Source organism: Streptococcus sp. KHUD_014, from assembly GCF_051106275.1.
Lineage (GTDB): Bacteria > Bacillota > Bacilli > Lactobacillales > Streptococcaceae > Streptococcus.
Map to the genome: position 1 here is coordinate 442,652 of NZ_CP193666.1, position 24,836 is coordinate 467,487.

At 41.8% G+C, this 24,836-nt stretch carries 31 protein-coding genes; 28 read left to right on the forward strand and 3 right to left on the reverse strand.

Annotated elements, in window-relative coordinates:
- Nucleotides 1-36: 36 nt before the first annotated feature.
- The 17 genes from nusA to groL all read left to right on the forward strand — a co-directional run bounded on the left by nusA (nucleotide 37) and on the right by groL (nucleotide 13,209).
- Complete coding sequence (gene nusA / locus ACORHT_RS02175; protein ID WP_049504279.1) at nucleotides 37-1,173, forward strand: transcription termination factor NusA; 1,137 nt, start codon at nucleotides 37-39, stop codon at nucleotides 1,171-1,173.
- A gap of 22 nt (nucleotides 1,174-1,195) precedes the next feature.
- Nucleotides 1,196-1,489 carry an RNase P modulator RnpM gene (gene rnpM, locus ACORHT_RS02180; RefSeq protein WP_117305675.1) on the forward strand — a complete coding sequence of 98 codons (294 nt, stop codon included), beginning with the start codon at nucleotides 1,196-1,198 and terminating at the stop codon, nucleotides 1,487-1,489.
- On the forward strand, nucleotides 1,482-1,781 hold the full coding sequence (locus tag ACORHT_RS02185; RefSeq protein ID WP_434350450.1) for a YlxQ-related RNA-binding protein: 300 nt from the start codon (nucleotides 1,482-1,484) through the stop codon (nucleotides 1,779-1,781). The genes rnpM and ACORHT_RS02185 overlap by 8 nt, the downstream gene beginning before the upstream one ends.
- Nucleotides 1,782-1,797: 16 nt before the next feature.
- Nucleotides 1,798-4,590, forward strand: coding sequence for a translation initiation factor IF-2 (gene infB / locus ACORHT_RS02190; protein ID WP_434350451.1), 2,793 nt, complete (start codon nucleotides 1,798-1,800; stop codon nucleotides 4,588-4,590).
- A gap of 166 nt (nucleotides 4,591-4,756) precedes the next feature.
- Nucleotides 4,757-5,107: a 30S ribosome-binding factor RbfA gene (rbfA, locus tag ACORHT_RS02195; RefSeq protein WP_434350452.1), complete on the forward strand. Its 351-nt coding sequence runs from the start codon at nucleotides 4,757-4,759 to the stop codon at nucleotides 5,105-5,107.
- 161 nt (nucleotides 5,108-5,268) lie between these two features.
- The gene (locus ACORHT_RS02200; RefSeq protein ID WP_434350453.1) at nucleotides 5,269-6,048 is read left to right on the forward strand and encodes a hypothetical protein; all 780 of its coding nucleotides are present in this window, start codon (nucleotides 5,269-5,271) and stop codon (nucleotides 6,046-6,048) included.
- Between the two features lies 1 nt (nucleotide 6,049).
- Nucleotides 6,050-6,232: a hypothetical protein gene (locus tag ACORHT_RS02205; protein WP_049504271.1), complete on the forward strand. Its 183-nt coding sequence runs from the start codon at nucleotides 6,050-6,052 to the stop codon at nucleotides 6,230-6,232.
- A gap of 324 nt (nucleotides 6,233-6,556) precedes the next feature.
- A complete protein-coding gene (locus ACORHT_RS02210) occupies nucleotides 6,557-6,790 on the forward strand; it encodes a DUF1858 domain-containing protein (protein WP_000368739.1) in 234 nt (77 codons plus the stop codon).
- A complete protein-coding gene (locus ACORHT_RS02215; protein WP_434350454.1) occupies nucleotides 6,790-8,124 on the forward strand; it encodes a DUF438 domain-containing protein in 1,335 nt (444 codons plus the stop codon). The genes ACORHT_RS02210 and ACORHT_RS02215 overlap by 1 nt, the downstream gene beginning before the upstream one ends.
- A 9-nt stretch (nucleotides 8,125-8,133) precedes the next feature.
- A complete protein-coding gene (locus tag ACORHT_RS02220) occupies nucleotides 8,134-8,388 on the forward strand; it encodes a DUF1912 family protein (protein ID WP_004251830.1) in 255 nt (84 codons plus the stop codon).
- A gap of 75 nt (nucleotides 8,389-8,463) precedes the next feature.
- The gene (locus tag ACORHT_RS02225; protein ID WP_434350455.1) at nucleotides 8,464-8,754 is read left to right on the forward strand and encodes a DUF4651 domain-containing protein; all 291 of its coding nucleotides are present in this window, start codon (nucleotides 8,464-8,466) and stop codon (nucleotides 8,752-8,754) included.
- Nucleotides 8,751-9,068: a thioredoxin family protein gene (locus ACORHT_RS02230; protein WP_434350456.1), complete on the forward strand. Its 318-nt coding sequence runs from the start codon at nucleotides 8,751-8,753 to the stop codon at nucleotides 9,066-9,068. Before ACORHT_RS02225 ends, ACORHT_RS02230 begins: the two co-directional genes overlap by 4 nt.
- Nucleotides 9,069-9,081: 13 nt before the next feature.
- On the forward strand, nucleotides 9,082-9,708 hold the full coding sequence (ytpR, locus tag ACORHT_RS02235; RefSeq protein ID WP_434350457.1) for a YtpR family tRNA-binding protein: 627 nt from the start codon (nucleotides 9,082-9,084) through the stop codon (nucleotides 9,706-9,708).
- Between the two features lie 41 nt (nucleotides 9,709-9,749).
- Complete coding sequence (locus ACORHT_RS02240; RefSeq protein ID WP_434350458.1) at nucleotides 9,750-10,511, forward strand: SDR family NAD(P)-dependent oxidoreductase; 762 nt, start codon at nucleotides 9,750-9,752, stop codon at nucleotides 10,509-10,511.
- A gap of 75 nt (nucleotides 10,512-10,586) precedes the next feature.
- Nucleotides 10,587-10,982, forward strand: coding sequence for a single-stranded DNA-binding protein (locus ACORHT_RS02245; RefSeq protein WP_434350459.1), 396 nt, complete (start codon nucleotides 10,587-10,589; stop codon nucleotides 10,980-10,982).
- Between the two features lie 307 nt (nucleotides 10,983-11,289).
- Nucleotides 11,290-11,574 carry a co-chaperone GroES gene (groES, locus tag ACORHT_RS02250; protein ID WP_042902057.1) on the forward strand — a complete coding sequence of 95 codons (285 nt, stop codon included), beginning with the start codon at nucleotides 11,290-11,292 and terminating at the stop codon, nucleotides 11,572-11,574.
- 15 nt (nucleotides 11,575-11,589) lie between these two features.
- Nucleotides 11,590-13,209, forward strand: a complete 1,620-nt coding sequence (gene groL / locus ACORHT_RS02255; protein ID WP_434350460.1) for a chaperonin GroEL — start codon at nucleotides 11,590-11,592, stop codon at nucleotides 13,207-13,209.
- 60 nt (nucleotides 13,210-13,269) lie between these two features.
- Here groL and serS read toward each other — a convergent pair whose 3' ends face one another.
- The 3 genes from serS to ACORHT_RS02270 form a co-directional block, all read right to left on the reverse strand.
- Nucleotides 13,270-14,544 (reverse strand): serine--tRNA ligase, encoded by a 1,275-nt coding sequence (gene serS, locus ACORHT_RS02260; RefSeq protein WP_434350461.1) that lies wholly within the window; start codon nucleotides 14,542-14,544, stop codon nucleotides 13,270-13,272.
- A gap of 213 nt (nucleotides 14,545-14,757) precedes the next feature.
- A complete protein-coding gene (locus tag ACORHT_RS02265; RefSeq protein ID WP_434350462.1) occupies nucleotides 14,758-15,129 on the reverse strand; it encodes a DUF956 family protein in 372 nt (123 codons plus the stop codon).
- 2 nt (nucleotides 15,130-15,131) lie between these two features.
- Nucleotides 15,132-16,496, reverse strand: coding sequence for an aspartate kinase (locus ACORHT_RS02270; protein ID WP_434350463.1), 1,365 nt, complete (start codon nucleotides 16,494-16,496; stop codon nucleotides 15,132-15,134).
- A 159-nt stretch (nucleotides 16,497-16,655) separates the two neighbouring features.
- On the opposite strand from ACORHT_RS02270, the gene ACORHT_RS02275 reads away from it, so the two are divergent.
- The 11 genes from ACORHT_RS02275 (at nucleotide 16,656) to fabZ (ending at nucleotide 24,825) form a co-directional block, all read left to right on the forward strand.
- Nucleotides 16,656-17,216 carry a hypothetical protein gene (locus ACORHT_RS02275; protein ID WP_075232024.1) on the forward strand — a complete coding sequence of 187 codons (561 nt, stop codon included), beginning with the start codon at nucleotides 16,656-16,658 and terminating at the stop codon, nucleotides 17,214-17,216.
- 110 nt (nucleotides 17,217-17,326) lie between these two features.
- Nucleotides 17,327-18,112: an enoyl-CoA hydratase gene (locus tag ACORHT_RS02280; RefSeq protein ID WP_075232025.1), complete on the forward strand. Its 786-nt coding sequence runs from the start codon at nucleotides 17,327-17,329 to the stop codon at nucleotides 18,110-18,112.
- Between the two features lie 91 nt (nucleotides 18,113-18,203).
- The gene (gene fabT, locus ACORHT_RS02285; protein ID WP_075232026.1) at nucleotides 18,204-18,638 is read left to right on the forward strand and encodes a fatty acid biosynthesis transcriptional regulator FabT; all 435 of its coding nucleotides are present in this window, start codon (nucleotides 18,204-18,206) and stop codon (nucleotides 18,636-18,638) included.
- Complete coding sequence (locus tag ACORHT_RS02290) at nucleotides 18,638-19,612, forward strand: beta-ketoacyl-ACP synthase III (protein ID WP_434350464.1); 975 nt, start codon at nucleotides 18,638-18,640, stop codon at nucleotides 19,610-19,612. Before fabT ends, ACORHT_RS02290 begins: the two co-directional genes overlap by 1 nt.
- 56 nt (nucleotides 19,613-19,668) lie before the next feature.
- Nucleotides 19,669-19,893 carry an acyl carrier protein gene (locus tag ACORHT_RS02295; RefSeq protein ID WP_000257838.1) on the forward strand — a complete coding sequence of 75 codons (225 nt, stop codon included), beginning with the start codon at nucleotides 19,669-19,671 and terminating at the stop codon, nucleotides 19,891-19,893.
- A 115-nt stretch (nucleotides 19,894-20,008) separates the two neighbouring features.
- Nucleotides 20,009-20,983, forward strand: a complete 975-nt coding sequence (gene fabK, locus ACORHT_RS02300) for an enoyl-[acyl-carrier-protein] reductase FabK (protein WP_434350465.1) — start codon at nucleotides 20,009-20,011, stop codon at nucleotides 20,981-20,983.
- On the forward strand, nucleotides 20,976-21,896 hold the full coding sequence (gene fabD, locus ACORHT_RS02305; RefSeq protein ID WP_434350466.1) for an ACP S-malonyltransferase: 921 nt from the start codon (nucleotides 20,976-20,978) through the stop codon (nucleotides 21,894-21,896). The genes fabK and fabD overlap by 8 nt, the downstream gene beginning before the upstream one ends.
- 32 nt (nucleotides 21,897-21,928) lie before the next feature.
- On the forward strand, nucleotides 21,929-22,663 hold the full coding sequence (gene fabG, locus ACORHT_RS02310) for a 3-oxoacyl-[acyl-carrier-protein] reductase (RefSeq protein WP_434350467.1): 735 nt from the start codon (nucleotides 21,929-21,931) through the stop codon (nucleotides 22,661-22,663).
- A gap of 22 nt (nucleotides 22,664-22,685) precedes the next feature.
- The gene (gene fabF / locus ACORHT_RS02315) at nucleotides 22,686-23,921 is read left to right on the forward strand and encodes a beta-ketoacyl-ACP synthase II (RefSeq protein ID WP_434350468.1); all 1,236 of its coding nucleotides are present in this window, start codon (nucleotides 22,686-22,688) and stop codon (nucleotides 23,919-23,921) included.
- A 2-nt stretch (nucleotides 23,922-23,923) separates the two neighbouring features.
- On the forward strand, nucleotides 23,924-24,406 hold the full coding sequence (gene accB, locus ACORHT_RS02320) for an acetyl-CoA carboxylase biotin carboxyl carrier protein (protein ID WP_434350469.1): 483 nt from the start codon (nucleotides 23,924-23,926) through the stop codon (nucleotides 24,404-24,406).
- The gene (gene fabZ / locus ACORHT_RS02325; RefSeq protein ID WP_434350470.1) at nucleotides 24,403-24,825 is read left to right on the forward strand and encodes a 3-hydroxyacyl-ACP dehydratase FabZ; all 423 of its coding nucleotides are present in this window, start codon (nucleotides 24,403-24,405) and stop codon (nucleotides 24,823-24,825) included. The genes accB and fabZ overlap by 4 nt, the downstream gene beginning before the upstream one ends.
- Nucleotides 24,826-24,836 lie beyond the last annotated feature (11 nt).

The window sequence follows — 24,836 nt, forward strand, 5'->3', positions numbered from 1 at the left end:
AAAGGAAGCTTTTGAAGATTCAAAAGTGAATAGAAGATGAGTAAAGAAATGCTAGAGGCCTTCCGCATTTTGGAAGAAGACAAGGGAATCAAAAAAGAAGACATCATTGATGCAGTGGTGGAATCACTTCGTTCAGCCTATCGCAGACGCTATGGGCAGTCTGACAGTGTAGCCATTGATTTCAACGAAAAGACAGGTGACTTTACAGTTTATACTGTTCGTGAAGTAGTTGATGAAGTATTTGATAGCCGTTTGGAAATCAGCTTGAAAGATGCTCTTGCCATTAACTCAGCTTACGAGCTTGGGGACAAGATTAAATTTGAAGAAGCACCAGGTGAGTTTGGACGTGTAGCAGCCCAGTCTGCAAAACAAACCATCATGGAAAAAATGCGCAAGCAAACACGTGCTATCACCTACAACACTTACAAAGAGCATGAACAAGAAATCATGTCAGGTACAGTGGAGCGCTTCGACAATCGCTTTATCTATGTCAACCTTGGCAGCATCGAAGCTCAATTGTCAAAACAAGACCAAATTCCTGGAGAAGTCTTTGCTTCTCACGATCGTATCGAAGTTTATGTCTACAAGGTTGAAGACAATCCTCGTGGAGTGAATGTCTTTGTAAGCCGTAGCCATCCAGAAATGATCAAACGCTTAATGGAACAAGAAATTCCTGAAGTTTATGACGGAACAGTTGAGATTATGAGCGTAGCTCGTGAAGCAGGTGACCGTACCAAGGTTGCTGTTCGTAGCCACAATCCAAACGTGGATGCGATCGGGACAATCGTCGGACGTGGTGGTGCTAACATCAAGAAAATCACTAGCAAATTCCACCCAGCTCGCTACGATGCTAAGAGTGATCGTATGGTCCCAATCGAAGAAAACATCGACGTTATCGAGTGGGTAGCTGATCCAGCTGAATTTATCTATAACGCTATCGCTCCTGCTGAAGTTGACCAAGTTATCTTTGATGAAAATGACAGCAAACGTGCTTTAGTGGTTGTTCCTGATAATAAGCTTTCTCTTGCCATTGGTCGCCGTGGACAAAACGTTCGTTTGGCAGCTCATTTGACAGGCTATCGTATCGATATCAAGTCTGCAAGTGAGTTTGAAGCCATGGAAGCAGCAGAAGAAGCTGACCAGGTAGAAACAGACGAATTGGTAGAAGAATAAGAGCTGATCAAAGGAGGGAAGGATGAAAACTAGAAAAATCCCTTTGCGCAAGTCTGTTGTGTCTAACGAAGTGATTGATAAGCGTGATTTGCTCCGTATTGTCAAGAACAAGGAAGGACAAGTCTTTATCGATCCGACAGGCAAGGCCAATGGCCGTGGCGCTTATATCAAGCTAGACAATAAAGAAGCCCTAGAGGCGAAAAAGAAGAAGGTCTTTAACCGCAGCTTTAACATGGAAGTGGAAGAAAGCTTTTATGACGAGTTGATCGCTTACGTGGATCACAAAGTAAAAAGAAGAGAGTTAGGACTTGAATAAGCAAAAGATAAGTAATCTCTTGGGACTTGCTCAGAGAGCAGGGAAAATCATCTCGGGTGAAGAAATGGTCGTCAAGGCTATCCAAGACCAGAAAGTAAAACTGGTATTTCTCGCCCATGATGCTGGTCCCAACCTGACCAAGAAGATTCAAGATAAAAGTCACTATTATCAAGTAGAAGTTATTACCGTGTTTTCAACACTGGAATTAAGCATAGCAGTCGGAAAATCAAGAAAAGTCTTGGCTGTCACAGATGCTGGATTTACAAAGAAAATGAGGTCTCTTATGGAATAGAAGAGGAGGACATGATTTGTCTAAGAAAAGATTGTACGAAATCGCGAAAGAACTTGGAAAAGAAAGTAAGGAAGTTGTAGCGCGTGCAAAAGAGTTGGGCTTGGATGTGAAAAGCCACTCATCAAGTGTGGAGGAAGCTGTCGCTGTAAAAATCGCTGCCAGCTTTAAGGCTGCTACCCCGAAAGCAGAAGCAAAGCCAGCAGCACCCAAAGTAAGTGCAGAAAAGAAAGCCGAAAAATCTGAGTCAGTTAAACCAGCTGTAGCAAAGGAAGAGGCAAAATCAGCAGCAACTGTTGCCCCTAAAGAAGAAAAAGTGGCACCAGTAAAACCACAGAGTCGAAACTTTAAGGCTGAGCGTGAAGCTCGTGCAAAAGAGCAGGCTGAACGACGCAAGCAAAATAAGGGCAATAACCGTGACCACCAGCAAAATGGAAATCGTCAAAAAAATGATAACCGTAATGGTGGTAAACAAGGTCAAGGAAATCGCGACAACCGCCGATTCAATGATCAAGGTAAAAAACAACAAGGTCAGCAAAATCGTGGAAATGATCGCCGTCAGCAAGAGGATAAACGTCCAAATCAAGCAGGCCCACGTATTGACTTTAAAGCCCGTGCAGCTGCTCTAAAGGCAGAGCAAAATGCAGAATATGCTCGCTCAAGCGAGGAACGCTTCAAGCAGTCTCAAGCTGCTAAAGAAGCCTTGGCCCAAGCAAATAAACGCAAGGAGCCTGAGGAAATCTTTGAAGAAGCCGCTAAGTTGGCTGAACAAGTACAGCCAGTTCAACCAGTGGTTGAAGTAGCTCCTGCAGCTAAAGAATCTGTAGTGGATACACGTCGTAAGAAACAAGCCCGACCAGACAAAGAACGTGATGATTTCGATCACGAAGAAGATGGTCCTAGAAAACAACAAAAGAATCGAAGTAGTCAAAATCAAGTGAGAAATCAAAGAAATAGTAACTGGAACAATAACAAAAAGAATAAAAAAGGCAATAACAAAAACAACCGTAGTCAGGCACCAAAACCTGTTACAGAGCGTAAGTTCCATGAATTGCCAACAGAATTTGAATATACAGATGGTATGACCGTCGCGGAAATTGCAAAACGTATCAAGCGCGAACCAGCTGAGATTGTTAAGAAACTCTTCATGATGGGCGTGATGGCGACACAAAACCAGTCCTTGGACGGTGAAACAATCGAACTCCTCATGGTCGATTACGGTATTGATGCTAAACAAAAGGTTGAAGTGGACAATGCTGATATCGAACGTTTCTTCGCTGAAGATGGTTATCTCAATGAAGATGAACTTGTAGAGCGTCCACCAGTTGTTACCATCATGGGACACGTTGACCATGGTAAGACAACACTCCTAGATACCCTTCGTAACTCTCGTGTTGCGACAGGTGAAGCAGGTGGTATCACTCAGCATATCGGTGCCTACCAAATCGTGGAAAATGGCAAGAAGATTACCTTCCTTGATACACCAGGACACGCGGCCTTTACATCTATGCGTGCGCGTGGTGCTTCTGTTACCGATATTACTATCTTGGTCGTAGCGGCAGATGATGGGGTTATGCCACAGACTATCGAAGCCATCAACCACTCAAAAGCAGCTAATGTTCCAATCATCGTAGCCATCAACAAGATTGATAAACCAGGTGCCAACCCAGAACGTGTTATCGGTGAATTGGCTGAACATGGTATTATGTCAACTGCCTGGGGTGGAGATTCTGAGTTTGTAGAAATCTCAGCCAAGTTCAACCAAAATATCGATGAACTCTTGGAAACTGTCCTTCTTGTGGCTGAAATCCAAGAACTCAAAGCAGACCCAACAGTTCGTGCCATCGGTACTGTTATCGAAGCTCGTTTGGATAAAGGTAAAGGTGCGGTTGCAACCCTTCTTGTTCAACAAGGTACTTTGAATGTTCAAGACCCAATCGTTGTCGGAAATACTTTCGGACGTGTCCGTGCCATGACTAACGACCTTGGACGTCGTGTTAAGGTTGCAGGACCATCAACACCAGTATCTATCACTGGTTTGAACGAAGCGCCAATGGCGGGTGACCACTTTGCTGTTTACGAGGATGAAAAATCTGCGCGTGCAGCTGGTGAAGAACGTGCCAAACGTGCCCTTATGAAACAACGTCAAGCTACCCAACGTGTCAGCCTTGAAAACCTCTTTGATACCCTTAAAGCTGGTGAACTCAAGTCTGTTAACGTCATCATCAAAGCCGATGTACAAGGTTCTGTTGAAGCCCTTTCTGCCTCACTTCAAAAGATTGATGTGGAAGGTGTCAAAGTGACCATCGTCCATGCGGCTGTCGGTGCCATCAATGAATCTGACGTGACTCTTGCTGAAGCTTCAAATGCCTTCATCGTTGGTTTCAATGTACGCCCTACACCACAAGCTCGTCAACAAGCAGAAGCTGACGATGTAGAAATCCGTCTCCACAGCATCATCTACAAGGTGATCGAAGAGATGGAAGAAGCCATGAAAGGGATGCTTGACCCAGAATTTAAAGAAAAAGTTATCGGTGAAGCGATCATCCGAGAAACCTTCAAGGTATCTAAAGTGGGAACAATCGGAGGATTCATGGTTACCAGCGGTAAAGTTACCCGTGACTCTAAAGTCCGTGTTATCCGTGATGGTGTTGTTATTTACGATGGCGCTCTAGCTAGCTTGAAACACTATAAAGATGACGTTAAAGAAGTTACAAACGGCCGTGAAGGTGGTCTCATGATTGACGGCTACAATGACCTTAAGATGGATGATGTGATTGAAGCTTATATCATGGAAGAAATCAAACGATAATAGAGAAACGATAGCCGATTTGACTCGTCGTCAACAGCGCCTTGATGAACCCGTAGTTCTATCTAAGGCTTGTTTCCTAGATTCAAATGGCTCTAGTTCCTCTATCTACTAGACAAAGCTAGGTCTGCTGGCCTAGCTTTTGATTCAATAGAGAGGAAGGAATAGCATGGGAAATCATTTCCGTACGGATCGTGTGGGCATGGAGATCAAGCGCGAAGTCAATGAGATTTTGCAAAAGAAAGTCCGTGATCCACGTGTCCAAGGTGTGACCATCACTGATGTTCAGATGCTAGGAGACTTATCTATGGCTAAGGTTTACTACACTATTTTGAGTAACCTTGCTTCAGATAATCAAAAAGCTCAAGTCGGACTTGAAAAAGCAACTGGTACCATCAAACGTGAACTTGGTCACAATTTAAAATTGTACAAAATTCCAGATTTGACCTTCGTCAAAGACGAATCCATCGAATATGGAAACAAGATTGACGAAATGCTACGCAATCTGGATAAAAACTAAGTATAAAGAGGGGCAACCCTCTTTTTTATATCTATAACTATGCATTATCTAACTAGACTAGATGAATAGAAATCCAGATAATAAAATAAATCTTGAAAATATCATTTATACCATAAATATGATAAGATAAAGATTGATATGAATGAAAAACGGAGATAGAGATGGCTAAAGAAGATGTGGCGATGCAAGTGTTGCAGCAGGTAGTAAAATTACCTGTCGTCAAAGTGAATCGGTCAAAATTTTTAATAGATAAGTTTTCTAAAGAAATAAATTCAAAGGATGTTCCAAGATTATTAGAGGAGGGGCCGACAGCTTTGTTACCTCAGGAAACCTTAGATCGAGTAGCCAATGCCTGTATTAAAGATAATGTTTTACTGGCAAGTGGGACATCTGTTTTAGCAGGTTTGCCTGGAGGTATTGCCATGGCAGTTACCATTCCAACAGATGTAGCACAGTTTTATGCGTTCTCATTGAAACTAGCTCAGGAGCTAGGCTATATTTATGGCTACGATGATCTTTGGGCTTCACGAAATGAGCTGAGCGAAGAAGCAAAAAACACCCTCTTGCTCTATCTGGGAGTGATGTTGGGAGTAAATGGTGCGGGTGCTCTTCTCCGTTCTGGTGGAGTTACAGTTGCTAAGCAAGTGATGAAAATCGTGAATAAAAAGGCTTTGACAAAGACTCTTTGGTATCCAATTTTGGAAAAAGTTCTGAAAATCTTTGGAGTGAATCTGACCAAGGGAGGATTGGCTAAGGGGATGGGGAAAGTTATTCCTATCTTAGGTGGAGTCCTATCAGGTGGCTTAACCTTTGCGACCATGAAACCCATGGGAGAAAGATTGCAAAAAGAATTGTCCAAATTGATTAACTACGATGAGGCACAATATCAAAGAGATGTTGCCACTATCCGAAAAGAAGTGGAAATCATAGAAGGAGATTGACATGGGGATCATAACAGTACTGGCCAAAACCTACGGTAATTATCTTCTAACAAGGCAAGCTTTAAAAGTTGCAGAAACCATAAAAAAAGATGAAAACACAGTAGTTAGTTTGGGAAAATTATTTCTCGTAGATAAGCTTATGGATACAGCTACTTGGTTGATGAAGCCGGAGGATAAAGAATGAAATCTTTTTGGAGGCTCTTCACTCTTCTTTTTATAACACCAATTGTTGGTTTGATAAAAATTCTCTGGTTCCTCATCTCTTTTGCCTTCCAATTACTATTTTACAAGATTCTTTTTAAGTTACTAGACTGGTTTTTCAAACTTCTCTAATAATCATGGTAAGGATAAGACTTGGAGGTTTTACTAGGAAAAGTCTATATAATTGGAAATAATGAAATTATACGAAATAAACTAGCAAGACTTGTACTGCTAGTTTTTTTAATTATTGTCCTTATGGTATAATAAAAACAGTTAAATGATTAGAAATAGACTCTTGGAGGTTCTCATGGACAATATAATCGATGTATCAATTCCAGTTGCTGAAGTGGTAGATAAGCATCCAGAAGTTTTGGAAATCTTAGTAGAGCTTGGTTTTAAACCTCTTGCAAATCCCTTGATGCGCAACACAGTCGGACGAAAAGTATCGCTCAAGCAAGGTTCAAAACTTGAGGGGACTCCTATGGATAAGATTGTGCGTACGCTCGAAGCAAATGGTTATGAAGTGATTGGATTAGACTAATGACAGATGAACGTATTCATATCTTACGGGATATTTTATTAGAATTGCATAATGGAGCCTCTCCGGAGTCCGTTCAGGAACGATTTGATGCTACTTTTACAGGTGTATCTGCTATTGAGATTTCCCTCATGGAGCACGAGTTGATGAACTCTGACTCAGGCGTAACCTTTGAAGATGTCATGGAACTCTGTGATGTGCATGCTAATCTTTTTAAAAATGCTGTTAAGGGCGTAGAAGTTGAGGATACCGAGCATCCTGGTCACCCTGTACGAGTCTTTAAGGATGAAAATCTAGCTCTCCGTGCTGCCTTGATTCGGGTCCGTAGATTGCTCTCGACTTATGAATCTGTGGACGACGAGGAAATACTGGCGGAGATGCGTAAGGGTTTGGTGCGTCAGATGGGGCTTGTTGGTCAATTTGATATCCACTACCAGCGCAAGGAAGAGCTCTTCTTTCCTATCATGGAACGTTATGGCCATGATTCACCTCCCAAAGTCATGTGGGGAGTGGATGATCAGATTAGGGCTCTCTTTCAAACAGCCTTAGTGGCAACTAAGTCGCTCCCAGAAGTGCCAATTTCCGCCGTAAAGGAAGCTTTTGAAGCTTTTGCGACAGAGTTTGAAAGTATGATTTTTAAGGAAGAATCAATCCTACTCATGATTCTGCTTGAATCCTTTACCCAGGATGACTGGATTCAGATTGCTGAGGAAAGTGATGCCTATGGATATGCTATTATCCGTCCGTCAGAGAAATGGATCCCAGAACGTCAACCTTTTGTTGAGGGGAAGAAATCAGAGAAGTCCGTTCAGCTAGACAGGACAGATGGACAGGTTCAACAAGTGATTGATACGCCAGAGGGGCAGTTTACTATCACCTTTACCCCTAAGGAAAAGGAAGCAGTACTGGACCGTCATAGCCAACAAGCTTTTGGAAATGGATATCTTTCAGTTGAACAAGCTAACCTTATCCTCAATCATCTACCTATGGAGATTACCTTTGTGAATAAGGATGACATTTTCCAGTATTACAATGATAATACGCCAGCGGATGAGATGATTTTCAAACGGACACCGTCTCAGGTTGGACGAAATGTCGAACTATGCCATCCACCAAAATATTTGGAGAAAGTCAAAGCGATTATGCAAGGTCTTCGTGAAGGGAAAAAAGACAAGTACGAGATGTGGTTCAAGTCCGAGTCACGGGACAAGTTTGTCCATATCACTTATGCTGCCGTACACGATGAAAATGGAGAATTTCAAGGTGTATTGGAGTATGTTCAGGATATCCAACCCTACCGTGAGATTGATAGCGACTTTTTCCGTGGATTAGAATAAGGAGAAACAATGAGTTACGAGCAAGAATTTATGAAGGAATTTGAAGCCTGGGTTAATACCCAGATTATGATCAACGATATGGCTCTTAAGGAAAGTCAAAAGGTCTATGAAGAAGATCAAGATGAGCGCGCTAAAGATGCCATGATTCGCTACGAGAGTCGCTTGGATGCCTACCAGTTCTTACTAGGTAAATTTGAAAACTTCAAAGCAGGCAAGGGATTCCATGATTTACCAGAAGGTTTGTTTGGCGAGAGAAATTATTAATGTTTAGAAATTAGAAAGGGGAGTGGGACTCCCTTTTTCATTGTTCCTTGAGCCTTTTTGTGTTACAATGTTAGCATGAAAACGAAAAATATTATTAAAACAGGTTTAGTCGTGGCAGGGCTTGGAGCACTTGCCTTTGGTGCTAAGAAAGTAGTTGATGATCACAAACTCATGAAGACACAGGAAGAGTTAACTGCTATTGTGCGTGACTATTTCTCAGAAATGGGTGAGATTGGGACTCTCTATGTCCAAGTATACGAAAGTAGCCTAGAACGTCTTGTTGGTGGTGTCATTTTTGAAGATGGTCGTCACTATACCTTTGTCTATGAAGATGAAGATCTCATCTACGAGGAGGAAGTCTTATGATTTCTCCTAAAAATATAGAAGAATTAGCAAATCTAGTAGAGCAGGATGGCAAGAAGGTATTCCTTTTTGTTGCGGATTGGTGTGGCGATTGCCGTTATATCTATCCTGCCTTGCCAGAGATTGAAGAGGCAAATCCAGAGTTCACTTTTGTACGGGTAGACCGAGATGAGTACATGGAACTTGCTAAACTTTGGGATGTATACGGAATTCCAAGTCTTGTTGTTTTAGACAAGGACAAGGAGATTGGACGCTTTGTCAATCGTGACCGTAAAACCAAGGGGCAAATCAATAACTTTTTAGCAAGTTTGAAATAGGAGAAAAGAAAGAATGATTTTTACATATAACAAAGAACATGTCGGTGATGTCCTTATGGTCATCGTGAAAAACAGTGGCGATGCCAAACTAGATGTTGAACGTAAAGGCAATGTGGCACGTGTTTTCCTAAAGGAAACTGGTGAAACTGTTGCTTGGAATATTTTTGAAGTTTCTAGCATGTTTGAAATCGCTGAGCGCGGGCAAGTCTTTTTAACTGACGACCAAGTAGCTCGTTTGAACCAAGAATTGCAAGCTCAAGATTTTACCGAAAAGATTATCAATGACAAGGAACCGAAATTTGTCGTTGGTGAAATCGTAGAGATGGTGGCACATCCAGATAGTGATCACCTCAATATCTGCCAAGTGGCAGTTGCGAGTGATAAGACAGTGCAAATCGTTGCAGGAGCTCCTAATGCGCGTGTCGGTTTAAAAACCATTGTTGCTCTTCCAGGAGCTATGATGCCAAAAGGGAATCTCATTTTCCCAGGGGAACTTCGTGGGGAAAAGAGTTTTGGGATGATGTGTAGTCCTCGTGAACTTGCCTTGCCAAATGCTCCCCAAAAACGTGGTGTCATTGAATTATCAGACGACCAGGTAGTTGGAACACCCTTTGACCCAGCTACACACTGGACTGCTTAATCAATGAAAGTTACCTTTAATCTTTGACAGAGGGAAATAAGATGGCAAAAAATGTAGTCATTACAGGTGCAACATCAGGTATCGGTGAAGCCATTGCGCGTGCCTATCTAGAAAAAGGTGAGAATGTTGTTATCACAGGGCGTCGAACAGAAAGGCTCAAAACTCTAAAAACTGAGTTCGCAGAAGCCTTTCCAAATCAAAAAGTCTGGACCTTTCCCCTTGATGTGACCGATATGACAATGGTTAAAACTGTTTGTTCAGAAATTCTTGAAGCAGTAGGTTCGATTGATATTTTAGTTAATAATGCTGGGCTGGCTCTTGGTTTAGCACCCTATCAGGACTATGAAGAGTTGGATATGCTGGCCATGCTGGATACCAATGTCAAGGGCTTGATGGCTGTTACTCGTTGTCTCTTGCCTTCTATGGTTACTGCAAATCAAGGCCATATCATTAATATGGGTTCAACCGCAGGTATTTACGCCTACGCTGGTGCAGCAGTCTATTCAGCAACCAAGGCTGCAGTTAAAACTTTTTCCGACGGGCTTCGGATTGACACCATTGCGACTGATATCAAAGTGACCACTATTCAACCTGGTATTGTAGAAACTGATTTTTCAAAGGTTCGTTTTCATGGAGATGAGGCACGGGCTGTGACAGTCTATCAGGGACTTGAAGCCTTGCAGGCGCAAGATATCGCTGATACTGTAGTTTATGTGACCAGTCAACCACGACGTGTACAAATCACAGATATGACCATCATGGCTAATCAACAGGCCACTGGATTTATGATTCATAGAGAATAACATTATTTTTAAAAAAGTTACAAATTCTGTAACTTTTTTCTTTTACCTTCGAATAGATAAGTAGGAGGATGAAAAATGTATAATAAAGTTATTATGATTGGACGCCTGACGTCTACACCAGAATTGCACAAAACCAACAATGACAAGTCCGTTGCACGAGCAACTATTGCAGTGAATCGCCGTTATAAAGATCAAAATGGGGAACGTGAAGCTGACTTCATTAACATTGTTGTCTGGGGCAAATTGGCTGAAACCTTGGCTAGTTATGGAAGCAAGGGTAGTCTCATTTCTGTGGATGGAGAACTTCGTACCCGTAAGTTCGAGAAGAATGGTCAGACCAACTATGTGACCGAGGTTCTCGCTACAGGCTTCCAACTTTTGGAAAGTCGTGCCCAACGTGCTATGCGTGAAAATAATGCAGGCCAAGACTTAGCAGATCTTGTTTTGGAAGAGGAGGAACTTCCCTTCTAAAATGATAGGAGGCTGGGACAAAAGTCCTAGCCTCTCAATTGTCTTTGGATTGTCGAGCAAGACGCAGTGGTTGAGTGGGCTCTACTACGCTGATTTCATCAGCTTTTACAGCCCTACTCAACTGTGCGGAGGTGGGACGACGAAATCGAATTCTAACGAATTACCGATTTCTGTCCCACTCTCTTTTTTATGCTATAAATCAGACTTTTTTCTTGACTATTTTTGACCAAGTGATACAATAGAACTATGGTTTAGCACTCGTATACAAAGAGTGCTAATAATATGATTGAATTATGGAGGAAAACAGATGTTGAAACCATTAGGAGACCGTGTGGTCTTGAAAATTGAAGAAAAAGAACAAACTGTTGGAGGCTTTGTCCTCGCAAAATCAGCCCAAGAAGAAACGAAAACAGCTACAGTAGTGGCTACTGGACAAGGTGTTCGTACCTTGAGCGGTGAGTTAGTCGCTCCAAGTGTAAAAGCTGGAGATCATGTTTTAGTTGAAGCTCATGCAGGTATTGATGTTAAAGATGGGGATGAAAAATACCTCATCGTGGGTGAAGCTAGTATCTTGGCAATCGTTGAAGAATAATAGGAGAAAGTAAGTATGGCAAAAGACATTAAATTTTCATCAGACGCTCGTTCAGCTATGGTTCGTGGCGTTGATATTCTAGCAGATACTGTTAAAGTAACCTTGGGTCCTAAAGGACGTAACGTTGTTCTTGAAAAATCATTCGGTTCACCATTGATTACCAACGACGGTGTGACAATCGCTAAAGAAATTGAACTAGAAGACCATTTTGAAAATATGGGTGCCAAATTGGTATCAGAAGTAGCTTCTAAAACCAATGATATTGCAGGTGACGGGACAACTACTGCAACAGTATTGACTCAGGCAATCGTTCGTGAAGGAATCAAAAACGTTACAGCAGGAGCAAACCCAATCGGTATTCGTCGTGGGATTGAAGCTGCAGTTGCTGCAGCTGTTGAAGCCTTGAAGAAGAATGCCATCCCTGTTGCTAACAAAGAAGCGATTGCGCAGGTTGCCGCCGTTTCATCTCGTTCTGAAAAAGTTGGTGAATACATCTCTGAAGCCATGGAAAAAGTTGGTAAAGACGGAGTTATCACTATTGAAGAATCACGTGGTATGGAAACAGAACTTGAAGTCGTAGAAGGAATGCAGTTTGACCGTGGTTACCTCTCACAATACATGGTTACTGATAATGAAAAAATGGTTGCAGACCTTGAAAATCCATACATTTTAATCACTGACAAGAAGATTTCAAATATCCAAGAAATCTTGCCACTTCTAGAAAGTATTCTTCAAAGCAGTCGTCCGCTCTTGATTATTGCAGATGATGTTGATGGTGAAGCTCTGCCAACTCTTGTTTTGAACAAGATTCGTGGTACTTTCAACGTAGTTGCTGTTAAAGCTCCTGGTTTCGGTGATCGTCGTAAAGCTATGCTTGAAGACATTGCAATCTTGACAGGTGGAACTGTTATCACTGAAGACCTTGGTCTTGAATTGAAAGATGCTACCATCGAAGCTTTAGGTCAAGCAGCTAAAGTGTCTGTTGATAAAGATAGTACTGTCATTGTAGAAGGTGCAGGAAATCCTGAAGCGATTGCTAACCGTGTAGCTGTCATCAAGTCTCAAATCGAAACAACAACTTCAGAATTTGACCGTGAAAAACTCCAAGAACGCTTGGCTAAATTATCAGGTGGAGTAGCAGTTATCAAGGTCGGTGCTGCAACTGAAACTGAATTGAAAGAAATGAAACTCCGCATCGAAGATGCCCTTAACGCTACCCGTGCAGCAGTTGAAGAAGGTATCGTTGCAGGTGGTGGTACTGCCTTAGTGAATGTCATTCCAGCTGTTGAAGCTTTAGAATTGACAGGTGATGAAGCAACAGGACGTAGCATTGTTCTTCGTGCCTTGGAAGAGCCGGTTCGCCAAATTGCCTACAATGCAGGCTATGAAGGTTCAATCGTTATTGATCGTTTGAAAAATGCAGAGCTTGGTACAGGTTTCAATGCAGCAACTGGCGAGTGGGTCAACATGATTGATCAAGGGATTATTGACCCAGTTAAAGTGAGTCGTTCAGCTCTACAAAATGCAGCATCTGTAGCTAGCTTGATTTTGACTACGGAAGCAGTCGTAGTTAATAAACCAGAACCAGTGGCCCCAGCTCCAGCAATGGATCCATCAATGATGGGTGGTTACTAAGAAATAAAAACAACAGGTAGAATGAAAGATTTCTACCTGTTTCTTTTTTATATGAAAATTTTATGGTTTGATGACTTCAGCTCCACCCATGTATGGACGAAGAACTTCAGGAATAGTTACAGAACCATCAGCATTTTGATAGTTTTCAAGAATAGCAGCGACGGTACGTCCAACAGCAAGTCCAGAACCGTTCAAGGTGTGAAGAAGTTTAACTTTACCATCTGCTTCATCACGGTAACGGATTTGGGCACGACGTGCTTGGAAATCTTCTGTATTTGAACAGCTTGAGATTTCTCGGTAGGTATTTTGTGCTGGGATCCAAACTTCCAAGTCGTAAGTCTTAGCAGCTGAGAAGCCCATATCTCCTGTAGAAAGAGCAACTACACGGTATGGCAAGTTTAGTTTTTGAAGAATGTTTTCAGCGTTGGCGGTCATCTTTTCTAGTTCTTCATATGACTCTTCAGGCTTGGCAAATTTCACCATTTCTACCTTGTGGAATTGGTGCAAACGAATCAAACCGCGAGTATCGCGACCAGCAGAACCAGCTTCAGAACGGAATGATGGACTCATAGCAGTAAAGTAGATTGGCAGTTCCTTACCATCAATGATTTCATCACGGTAGTAGTTAGTCAAAGGTACTTCAGCTGTAGGAATGAGGACATAGTTGGTATCGCTGATCTCAAAAGTATCTTCCTTGAATTTTGGATATTGGCCAGTACCAAACATAGAATCATGGTTAACCATGTAAGGGGTGATGACTTCAGTATAACCTTCCTTACCATGCTCATCTAGCATAAAGTTGTAGATGGCACGTTCCAAACGAGCTCCCAGGCCTTTATAGAAGAGGAAACGAGCTCCAGTGACTTTTCCACCACGTTCCCAGTCAAGAATACCAAGGTCTTCTCCGAGATCCCAGTGGGCTTTTGGTTCAAAGTCAAACTCACGAGGAGTTCCCCAACGGCGAACTTCTACGTTATCGTCTTCGTCTGCCCCAATAGGAACACTGTCAGAAGGGATGTTTGGAAGAGTAGTGGTAAATTCTGTCAATTTAGCATCGATTTCAGCTAATTCTGCATCGAGTGCTTTGACTTCGGCAGATAGGGTTTGCATGGCAGCAATCTTATCATCGGCATTTTCCTTGTTACGCTTAGCTTGAGCAATTTCAGCAGAAACCGTGTTACGCTCTGCCTTGAGGGTTTCAACCTTAACCAAGATGTCACGACGTTTTGCGTCGATTTCTTTCATCTCATTCAAGATAGCAGCATCTACACCACGTGTAGCTAGTTTTTCAGCGACAGCATCAAAGTCTGTACGAATACGTTTGATATCTAACATATAAACTCCTTTATGAAAAAAGCACACCTGACAAAGCGTTGGAGTGGCAGGGCCACGGTTCCATCCAACTTCACTGGTGTGCACTTGATTCTGTATTTGATTTAAAATAACGGTAGAATTTCACCTACCCCTCCTATCTGCTCGCAGCATCCGCAGACTTTCTGAAAGAAGGAAGCAACCTACTTATCCGTTGCTATGATTATACTAAACTTTCTATTTTTTTGCAAATAGATTTTTTATTTTTTTGCCAATGACTTGGAGTAAGGTAGGAAGTTTGACTACCTTGTCGTTTCCGATTTTTTCTCGAGCAATCTTAAGGATTTTTCCAGAGTCTTTTGAGGCGAAGAGAAATTTTCCTTGATCTGTAAAGACTTCAAAATGACGACTAACCTTGCGACCTGAAACATTGGCTCCAATTTGGTTAACGCTGGACCATGGAATTTGAATATAGTCCTCGACATTACGGTCTGCGTAAAATTCTAAGGCATGATCTCCTACCAGAAATTTTCCAACTTTACCTTGTATAGAGAGGTAAGAAGTTCCAGTAGTTTGAAGTTCAATGGCTTTATTGAGAGAATGTGCCATACTTAGTCTTCCTTACTTTCTCCGAAAAAGGCATGGTAGAGCGCCTTGATAGCAGCTTTTTCTTGGTCTTTTTGGACAACGAACATGATAGAAACCTCACTAGAACCTTGGGACATCATTTGGATGTTGATGTTGTTTTCAGATAGGGCACGAGTGGCTGTAGCAGTTACCCCGATGTGGCTCTTCATTTTTTCCCCTACAATCATGATGATAGAGAGGCCGTGTTCGATTTCGGCATGGTCGACTTCAGCCTTTTGGACAAGTTGGCGGAGAATTTCTTCCTCTTTGATAGGAGTCAGCTCACGTTCACGAAGGATGATAGAGAGATCATCGATACCTGTAGGCATGTGTTCCCAGCCGATATTAAGGTCTTCCAAGATTTGAAGGGCTTTACGACCAAAACCGATTTCGCGGTTCATCAAATACTTAGACATATTAATGCTGACAAAGCCAGAATCCCCAGCAATCCCAACAACTGGGAATTTATCACTGCTATGTTTGAGAACAATGCGGGTACCTGGATGGTCAGGATTGTTAGTATTTTTGATAACGAGAGGAATTTTACCACGGTAGGCAGGAAGAAGGGCTTCGTCATGAAGGACAGAGAATCCTGCATAGGCTAACTCACGCATCTCACGGTAGGTTAATTCTGGAATCGAGTGCGGTTGGTGGATGATACCAGGATGGGCAGCAAAAATTCCGTCAACATCAGTGAAGTTTTCATAAAGGTCAGCCTTAACACCAGCAGCGATGATTGAACCAGTGATATCGGATCCCCCACGTGAGAAGGTACAAATTTGATCTTCTTTAGTCACACCGAAGAAACCAGGGATAACAAGAACTTCAGTTGAATTTGTCAATTCCTCGATTTTATCATAACTTGATGGGATGATTCGCGCATTTCCTGGTTCGCTCGTAACGACGATACCAGCTTCTCTAGGATGAACATAACGTGCTTCCAAGCCATTTTGGTTGAAGTAGGCTGCAATCAACTTGGCGTTATTATTTTCTCCCGCTGCTAAGAAGGTATCGTAGAGAAATTCATTGTCTTCAATTGGAAGAGTTGCAAGAGCACGGATGCTTTTTGAGATTTTTTCTAGAACTGTGGGTTTGAGTTTTAGCTCACTAACCATGGCAGCATAACGATCAATAATCCAGTTTTGACGTTTACTGATATCGTTACCAGCTACATAGTCACGGTAGTATTTAATTAAGGCATCTGTCACTTTTGTATCCTCGGAATTGCGTTTACCAGGTGCAGATACAACCACAAAACGACGTTCTGGATCACTTTTTACAATGTTTAGAACTTTTTCTAACTGACTAGCAGAGGCGAGAGAGCTTCCACCAAATTTTACAACCTTCATAAGAACTCCTAAAGTAAGTATTTTATACGATTATAGCAGAAAGAGGGGCTTTTTTCAATCTGGAAAATATTCTATACAATTGTTTGAAAGTCTCATCATAAAAGCTTATAATAAAGGTGTAGGAGGAAAGACTCTTCTAATGAAAGGAGTTGGGGGAAGATGATTAAAAGAGTAGTTTGTTTAATCTTACTAGTCATTACCTTCGTGATGATTCCTACAAATATCGGAGCAAGTTCTCAACCTCTTCCCAGTGGTCGTTTGACGGGAGAAGAATTAGCAATGGAGTATGCTCAGGAGCGTCAGATTTCAGTTGAGAGGGCTAAAATTATCTTATCTATCGGCTTGTCAGATAGTAAGGAAAGGACCTATCGAATTCTCTCTGAAAAGATTATCGTCAATCCTAACTATGAAGCTAGAGTCAAGTTTTATTGTCGAACAGATGAAAGTGGACAATTTAGAGGAATCACGAAACTCTTAGCTACAAGTCTGGTCAACAAGGACGGAAATAAGGAAGCTCCTTTTGCAGGAAATCTTTTTGCCTACCTAGAAGATCCAAATCGTGTTTTTTACATGGTTTCAGGAGAATTCTACCATAAGGGATCAAACCAAGAACAGCTTTATCAGAGAGAAGGAGGACGAATGCTTGAAGTGATTTATGATTTCATGGATGATACAAGTACTGGTTTTCCTGTATTTTTAGATACCAAACTAAGTTTTTAAAATCGGCCGATACACTTTCGGTCGATTTTTCTCTTGTCTAATAAGCTGGAAAAAGATATAATTTGAAAATAAAATAATTTAATCTTCGTTGTAAATTGAAAGGAGTGGTTATGGATCATATCCTCTATCAAGTTCAGGACGATCTAGCGATGCTTACTCTGAATCGTCCAGAGGTAGCCAATGGTTTTCATATTCCTATGTGTCAAGAAATTCTAGAAGCATTAGAATTAGCTGAAAAAGATGCTTCGGTTTCGTTTATTCTCATTAATGCTGCCGGCAAAGTCTTCTCTGTTGGGGGCGATCTAGTAGAAATGAAACGTGCTGTCGATGAGGATGATATTGCCTCCTTGGCTCAGATTGCAGAATTAGTCAATGCCATTTCTTATAAAATTAAGCAAATTTCTAAGCCTGTCATCATGGAAGTAGATGGAGCAGTTGCTGGGGCGGCGGCTAATATGGCTTTGGCAGTTGATTTCTGTATTGCTTCTGACAAGGCTAAATTCATCCAGGCCTTTGTAGGTGTGGGCTTGGCTCCAGACGCGGGAGGTTTATTCTTGCTTACACGATCACTTGGTGCAACTCGGGCAACGCAATTAGCTATGACTGGCGAAGCTTTCACAGCAGAAAAAGCACTTGAAGCTGGAGCTGTCTATCGTCTGTGTGCTAGTGATCAACTGGAAAAGACAAGAGAGCAACTATTGAAGAAGTTGAGACGAGGCTCTTCTAACTCTTATGCTGCTGTTAAGAAGTTAGTCTGGGAGAGCGAATTTAAGCAGTGGCACGAGTACGCACAGCTAGAATTGGAATTGCAAAAATCTCTATCTTATACGGAGGATTTCAAAGAAGGTGTTCGTGCACATTCTGAAAAAAGACGTCCAAAATTTTTGGGGAAATAATAAAATACTTGCGCAATTCTTTGAAGTTTGATATACTTTTTTTGTCAAATGTTTTGATAGTTAAACTTTTTTGATGAGGGAGGGAAGAAAATTGGACTACCAACGGATCAATGACTATTTAACATCTATTTTTAATAACGTCCTTGTGATTGAGGAAGTGAGTTTGAGAGGTAGTCGTTTCAAGGATATCTCCATCAAGGAAATGCACACGATCGATGTGATTGGCAAGTTTCCAGATGTGACTCCAAGTCAAGTGTCCAAAGAGTTGATGGTAACTCTAGGAACCGTGACAACTAGCTTGAACAACTTGGAACGAAAAGGTTATATCGAGCGCTTGCGATCAGATCAGGATCGTCGTGTAGTACATCTGCATTTGACAAAGAAAGGTCGCTTGGTACATCGGCTCCATAGACGTTTTCACAAGGCCATGGTCGAAAGGATCATCGAAGGCATGAGCCCAGAGGAAATGGATGTCATGAGTAAAGGTTTGACCAATCTTTATCAATTTTTGGAGGATTTGAAATAATGGCTTTTGCGAAAATAAGCCAGGTTGCTCATTATGTTCCAGAGCAGATTGTCACAAATGAAGATTTGGCTCAGGTTATGGATACGAGTGATGAATGGATTTCAAGTCGAACTGGAATTAAGGAACGTCGCATTTCTAAGACAGAATCAACAGGAGATTTGGCTACTGAAGTTGCCAAACAGCTTTTAGAGAAGTCAGGGATTTCTGCTGAAGAGTTGGATTTCATCATCTTAGCTACGATGACCCCTGACTCGATGATGCCATCTACTGCAACACGTGTACAGGCTCGTATAGGTGCTCGTAAGGCCTTTGCATTTGATCTAACCGCCGCTTGTAGTGGTTTCACCTTTGCCCTTTCAACTGCAGAGAAGTTTATCTCTTCAGGAGCTTATCGTAAGGGTCTAGTTATCGGTAGTGAAACTATGTCCAAAACCTTGGACTGGACAGATCGTTCAACAGCTGTCCTATTTGGAGATGGAGCTGGTGGCGTCTTGTTAGAAGCAAGCGATAAGCAACATTTCCTAGCGGAGAGTCTCAATAGCGATGGTTCACGTAGTGAGTGCTTGACCTATGGGCAGACAGGCTTGACGTCACCATTTTCAGTTCAAGAAAAGCCAGATGCTTTCTTGAAAATGGATGGCCGAGCAGTTTTTGACTTTGCAATTCGAGATGTTGCTAAGTCTATCAAAGAGACCATAGAGATGAGTCCTGTATCTGCAGAAGAACTAGACTATCTCCTGCTTCATCAGGCCAATAACCGTATCTTGGATAAGATGGCTAGAAAAATCGGTGTAGATCGTGATAAGCTTCCCGCAAATATGACCAAGTATGGAAATACTAGTGCGGCAAGTATTCCGATTTTGCTTTCAGAGTGTGTAGAAGAAGGGCTAATCCATTTGGATGGTAGCCAAAAAATACTCTTATCAGGCTTCGGTGGAGGTTTGACATGGGGCACACTTGTTGTTACAATTTAGGTAATTATGTGGTGAACACATTGTTATAAAAACTATTTATTTTAAAGGAGTCTATCATGGCAGTATTTGAAAAAGTACAAGAAATTATCGTTGAAGAACTTGGAAAAGACGCATCAGAAGTAACGCTTGAATCTACTTTTGATGATTTGGATGCAGATTCATTGGACTTGTTCCAAGTAATCTCTGAAATCGAAGATGCTTTTGATATCCAAATCGAAGCAGAGGATGACTTGAAAACAGTTGGCGACTTGGTTGCTTACGTTGAAGAGCAAACAAAATAATTTAAATAAATGGAGAAGGAGTAGGGAAACCCGCTCCCTCTTGTTCAGGTAATAGTTTGACAGTCAAAGTATAATGTGGTCGAACTATTACCTAAGCAAGACTCATGGAGGCGCTATGAAAACATGTATTACAGAATTATTGAATATTAAATATCCTATCTTTCAAGGAGGAATGGCCTGGGTCGCTGATGGTGACCTGGCGGGTGCTGTTTCAAAGGCAGGTGGTCTGGGTATCATTGGTGGAGGAAATGCTCCCAAGGAAGTGGTTAAGGCCAATATCGATAAGATTAAATCATTAACAGACAAGCCATTTGGTGTCAACATTATGCTTTTGTCTCCATTTGTTGAAGATATCGTTGATCTTGTGATTGAAGAAGGGGTTAAGGTTGTTACAACTGGCGCAGGGAATCCAAGTAAATACATGGAACGATTCCATGAGGCAGGGATTACTGTTATTCCAGTTGTCCCAAGTGTGGCTTTGGCAAAACGCATGGAAAAAATTGGTGCGGATGCCGTCATTGCTGAAGGTATGGAAGCTGGGGGACATATTGGCAAGTTAACAACCATGACCTTGGTTCGTCAAGTTGTAGCTGCTGTTTCAATTCCTGTTATCGCTGCTGGTGGTATTGCAGACGGTGAGGGAGCTGCAGCTGGATTTATGCTTGGTGCAGAAGCTGTGCAAGTAGGAACTCGTTTTGTAGTTGCTAAAGAATCAAATGCTCATCCAAACTATAAGGCTAAAATTTTAAAAGCTCGTGATATAGACACAACAATATCAGCACAACATTTTGGACACGCAGTTCGTGCCATTAAAAACAAATTGACTCGTGATTTCGAGCAAGCTGAAAAAGATGCCTTCAAACAAGAAAATCCAGATTTAGAAATCTTTGAACAGATGGGTGCAGGAGCCTTAGCTAAGGCTGTTGTCCATGGTGATGTGGATGGCGGTTCAGTGATGGCTGGTCAGATTGCAGGTCTGGTTTCGAAAGAAGAAACAGTTAAAGAAATCTTAAAAGATATCTACTATGGTGCAGCTGAGACAATTCAAAAAGAAGCCGCTCGTTGGGCAGGAGTTACAAGAAATGACTAAAACAGCCTTTCTATTTGCAGGTCAAGGAGCCCAGTACCTAGGAATGGGACGTGAGCTATACGACCAATATGCTATCGTCAAGGAAACAATCGACAAAGCGAGTCAAGTCTTAGGTTATGACCTTCGGGACTTGATTGACAACGATGAAACGAAACTAAATCAGACTCGTTACACGCAACCAGCTATTCTAGCTACATCCGTTGCCATTTACCGATTACTAAAGGAGAAAGGTTACCAACCAGATATGGTGGCAGGCCTGTCTCTTGGTGAATATTCTGCCCTTGTAGCTAGTGGCGCCTTGGATTTTGAAGATGCGGTGGCTCTAGTTGCTAAACGTGGGGCTTATATGGAAGAAGCAGCACCTGCAGGGTCTGGTAAAATGGTAGCTGTGCTTAATACACCGGTTGAAGTAATTGAAAAAGCTTGTCAAGAAGCCTCTAAACTTGGTGTTGTAACTCCAGCTAACTACAATACGCCGAGTCAAATTGTTATTGGTGGTGAGGTAGTAGCGGTAGATCGTACAGTTGAACTTTTGCAAGAGGTCGGAGCAAAACGCTTGATTCCGCTCAATGTTTCTGGTCCTTTCCATACAGCTTTATTGGAACCTGCTAGTCAAAAATTAGCTCAAGCCCTAGAAGATGTTGAGTTTAGTGACTTTGCTTGTCCACTTGTTGGCAATACAGAAGCAAAGGTCGTGGAAAAAGAACGAATTGCTGAACTCCTGACTCGTCAAGTTAAGGAACCCGTTCGCTTTTATGAAAGTATTGCAGTCATGCAAGAAGCGGGTGTCACTCGTTTTATCGAGATTGGACCTGGTAAAGTTTTGTCTGGATTTGTCAAAAAGATTGATAAAACAGCTCAACTTGCTAATGTGGAAGATCAAGCAAGTTTACTAGCACTCTTAGAAAATTAGACCAAAATGGTAGAAGTTCTGAAAGGAGAAACATGAAACTAGAAAATAAAAATGTCTTTATCACAGGCTCAAGTCGAGGAATTGGTCTTGCCATTGCTCATAAATTTGCCAGCTTGGGAGCCAATGTTGTCTTGAATAGTCGTGGTGAAATCTCCGAGGAGCTTCTAGCCGAATTTAAACCATACGGAGTGAAGGTCTTTGCTATTTCTGGTGACGTTTCTGATTTTGCGGACGCAAAGCGTATGGTGGACCAAGCCATTGAAGAGCTGGGTTCAGTTGATGTTTTAGTCAACAATGCTGGGATTACCCAAGACACTCTCCTGCTCAAGATGACAGAAGTAGACTTTGAGAAGGTCTTAAAAGTCAATCTAACAGGTGCCTTCAATATGACACAAGCAGTCTTGAAACAGATGCTAAAAGCTCGTGAGGGTGCCATTATCAACATGTCGAGTGTTGTTGGTTTGATGGGAAATATCGGTCAAGCGAACTATGCTGCTTCAAAGGCAGGATTGATTGGTTTTACCAAGTCTGTAGCACGTGAGGTTGCCAATCGCAATGTGAGAGTAAATGCTATTGCGCCAGGGATGATTGAATCGGATATGACCGCTGTCTTGACAGATAAAGTAAAGGATGCCATGTTGGCGCAAATTCCGATGAAACAGTTTGGACAAGCAGAGCAGGTGGCTGATGTGACAGCCTTTCTTGCTAGTCAAGATTATCTAACAGGACAAGTAATTGCAATTGATGGTGGACTAACCATGCAATAAGAGTTAAAATAGAGGTAGAAGAATGAAACTGAATCGAGTAGTAGTGACAGGTTATGGAGTGACATCTCCAATCGGAAACACACCAGAAGAATTTTGGAACAGCTTAAAAACTGGTAAGATTGGAATTGGTGAAATAACTAAGTTTGATCATAGTGAATTTGCAGTGCATAATGCGGCAGAAATCAAAGATTTTCCTTTTGACAAATATTTTGTAAAAAAAGATACCAACCGTTTTGATGCTTATTCTTTGTATGCGCTATATGCAGCACAAGAAGCCGTTAATCATGCAGGTCTTGATGTAGAAGCTCTGGATAAGGATCGCTTTGGTGTTATCGTTGCTTCAGGTATCGGTGGAATCAAGGAAATCGAAGATCAAGTCATTCGCCTTCATGAAAAAGGTCCAAAACGTGTGAAACCGATGACCCTTCCAAAAGCTTTACCAAATATGGCCTCAGGAAATGTTGCTATGCGCTTTGGTGCTAATGGTATTTGTAAATCTATCAATACTGCTTGTGCTTCTTCAAATGATGCAATTGGGGATGCCTTTCGTTCCATCAAGTTTGGTTACCAAGATGTTATGCTAGTTGGTGGTTCTGAGGCTTCTATCACTCCATTTGCCATTGCTGGTTTCCAAGCCTTGACAGCTCTTTCAACAACTGAAGATCCAAGTCGTGCCTCGATTCCTTTTGATAAAAACCGTAATGGTTTTGTCATGGGAGAAGGATCAGGAATGTTGGTTCTTGAAAGTTTAGAGCATGCTGAAAAACGGGGAGCGACTATCTTAGCAGAAGTTGTTGGCTACGGGAATACTTGTGATGCCTACCATATGACTTCACCACATCCAGAAGGTCAAGGAGCTATTAAAGCCATCAAACTTGCCTTGGAGGAAGCTGAAATCACACCAGACCAAGTAGCTTATGTCAATGCTCACGGTACTTCAACTCCTGCTAATGAAAAAGGAGAAAGTGGAGCAATCGTAGCTGTTCTTGGTAAGGAAGTACCTGTATCTTCAACTAAGTCATTTACAGGCCACTTGCTAGGAGCGGCAGGAGCTGTTGAAGCAATCGCTACTATTGAAGCTATTCGTCAAAGCTATGTTCCAATGACAGCTGGAACGATAGAATTATCAGACTATATTGAAGCAAATGTTATTTATGGACAAGGATTGGGACGTGAAATTCCTTATGCTATCTCAAATACTTTTGGATTTGGTGGGCATAACGCAGTTCTTGCTTTCAAACGTTGGGAGAATAAGTAAAGATGAATTTAAATGAAATCAAAGACTTGATGGCGCAATTTGACCAGTCAAGCTTGAGAGAATTTTCTTATAAAAATGGAACGGATGAGTTGCTTTTCAGTAAAAATGAAGCAAAACTTATCTCAGAAACAAGTCCAGCACCTCAACCAGCGGTTTCAGTAAGTGAATCTACACTTGCACCACAAACTCCAACTACAACACCAGTTGTAGAAGCAGTTTCAGAATCAGGTGCTAGTGAATCTGAAGCTGAAGGGGACCTTGTAGAAAGTCCACTTGTCGGAGTTGCTTACTTGGCTGCTGGACCAGACAAACCTAATTTTGTTTCAGTCGGTGATACTGTTAAAAAAGGCCAAACTCTGGTCATCATCGAAGCTATGAAGGTCATGAACGAAATTCCAGCACCTAAAGATGGTGTCGTAACAGAAGTTCTTGTTGCTAATGAAGAAATGGTTGAGTTCGGGAAAGGCTTGGTACGTATCAAATGATTGATATTCAAGGAATTAAAGAAGCTTTGCCACACCGTTATCCCATGCTCTTAGTAGATCGTGTCTTAGAAGTTAGTGAAGATACAATTGTTGCCATTAAAAATGTGACGATTAACGAACCTTTCTTCAATGGTCATTTTCCTCAATACCCAGTTATGCCTGGAGTCCTCATTATGGAAGCCTTGGCTCAGACAGCAGGTGTTTTGGAATTGTCTAAACATGAAAACAAAGGGAAACTTGTCTTCTATGCTGGTATGGATAAGGTTAAGTTTAAGAAACAAGTTGTTCCTGGTGATCAGCTTGTCATGACAGCAACTTTTGTCAAACGTCGTGGCACAATCGCCGTAGTAGAAGCAAAGGCAGAAGTAGATGGTAAGCTTGCAGCATGCGGGACTCTGACCTTTGCTATTGGAAACTAGGGAGGTTTTCC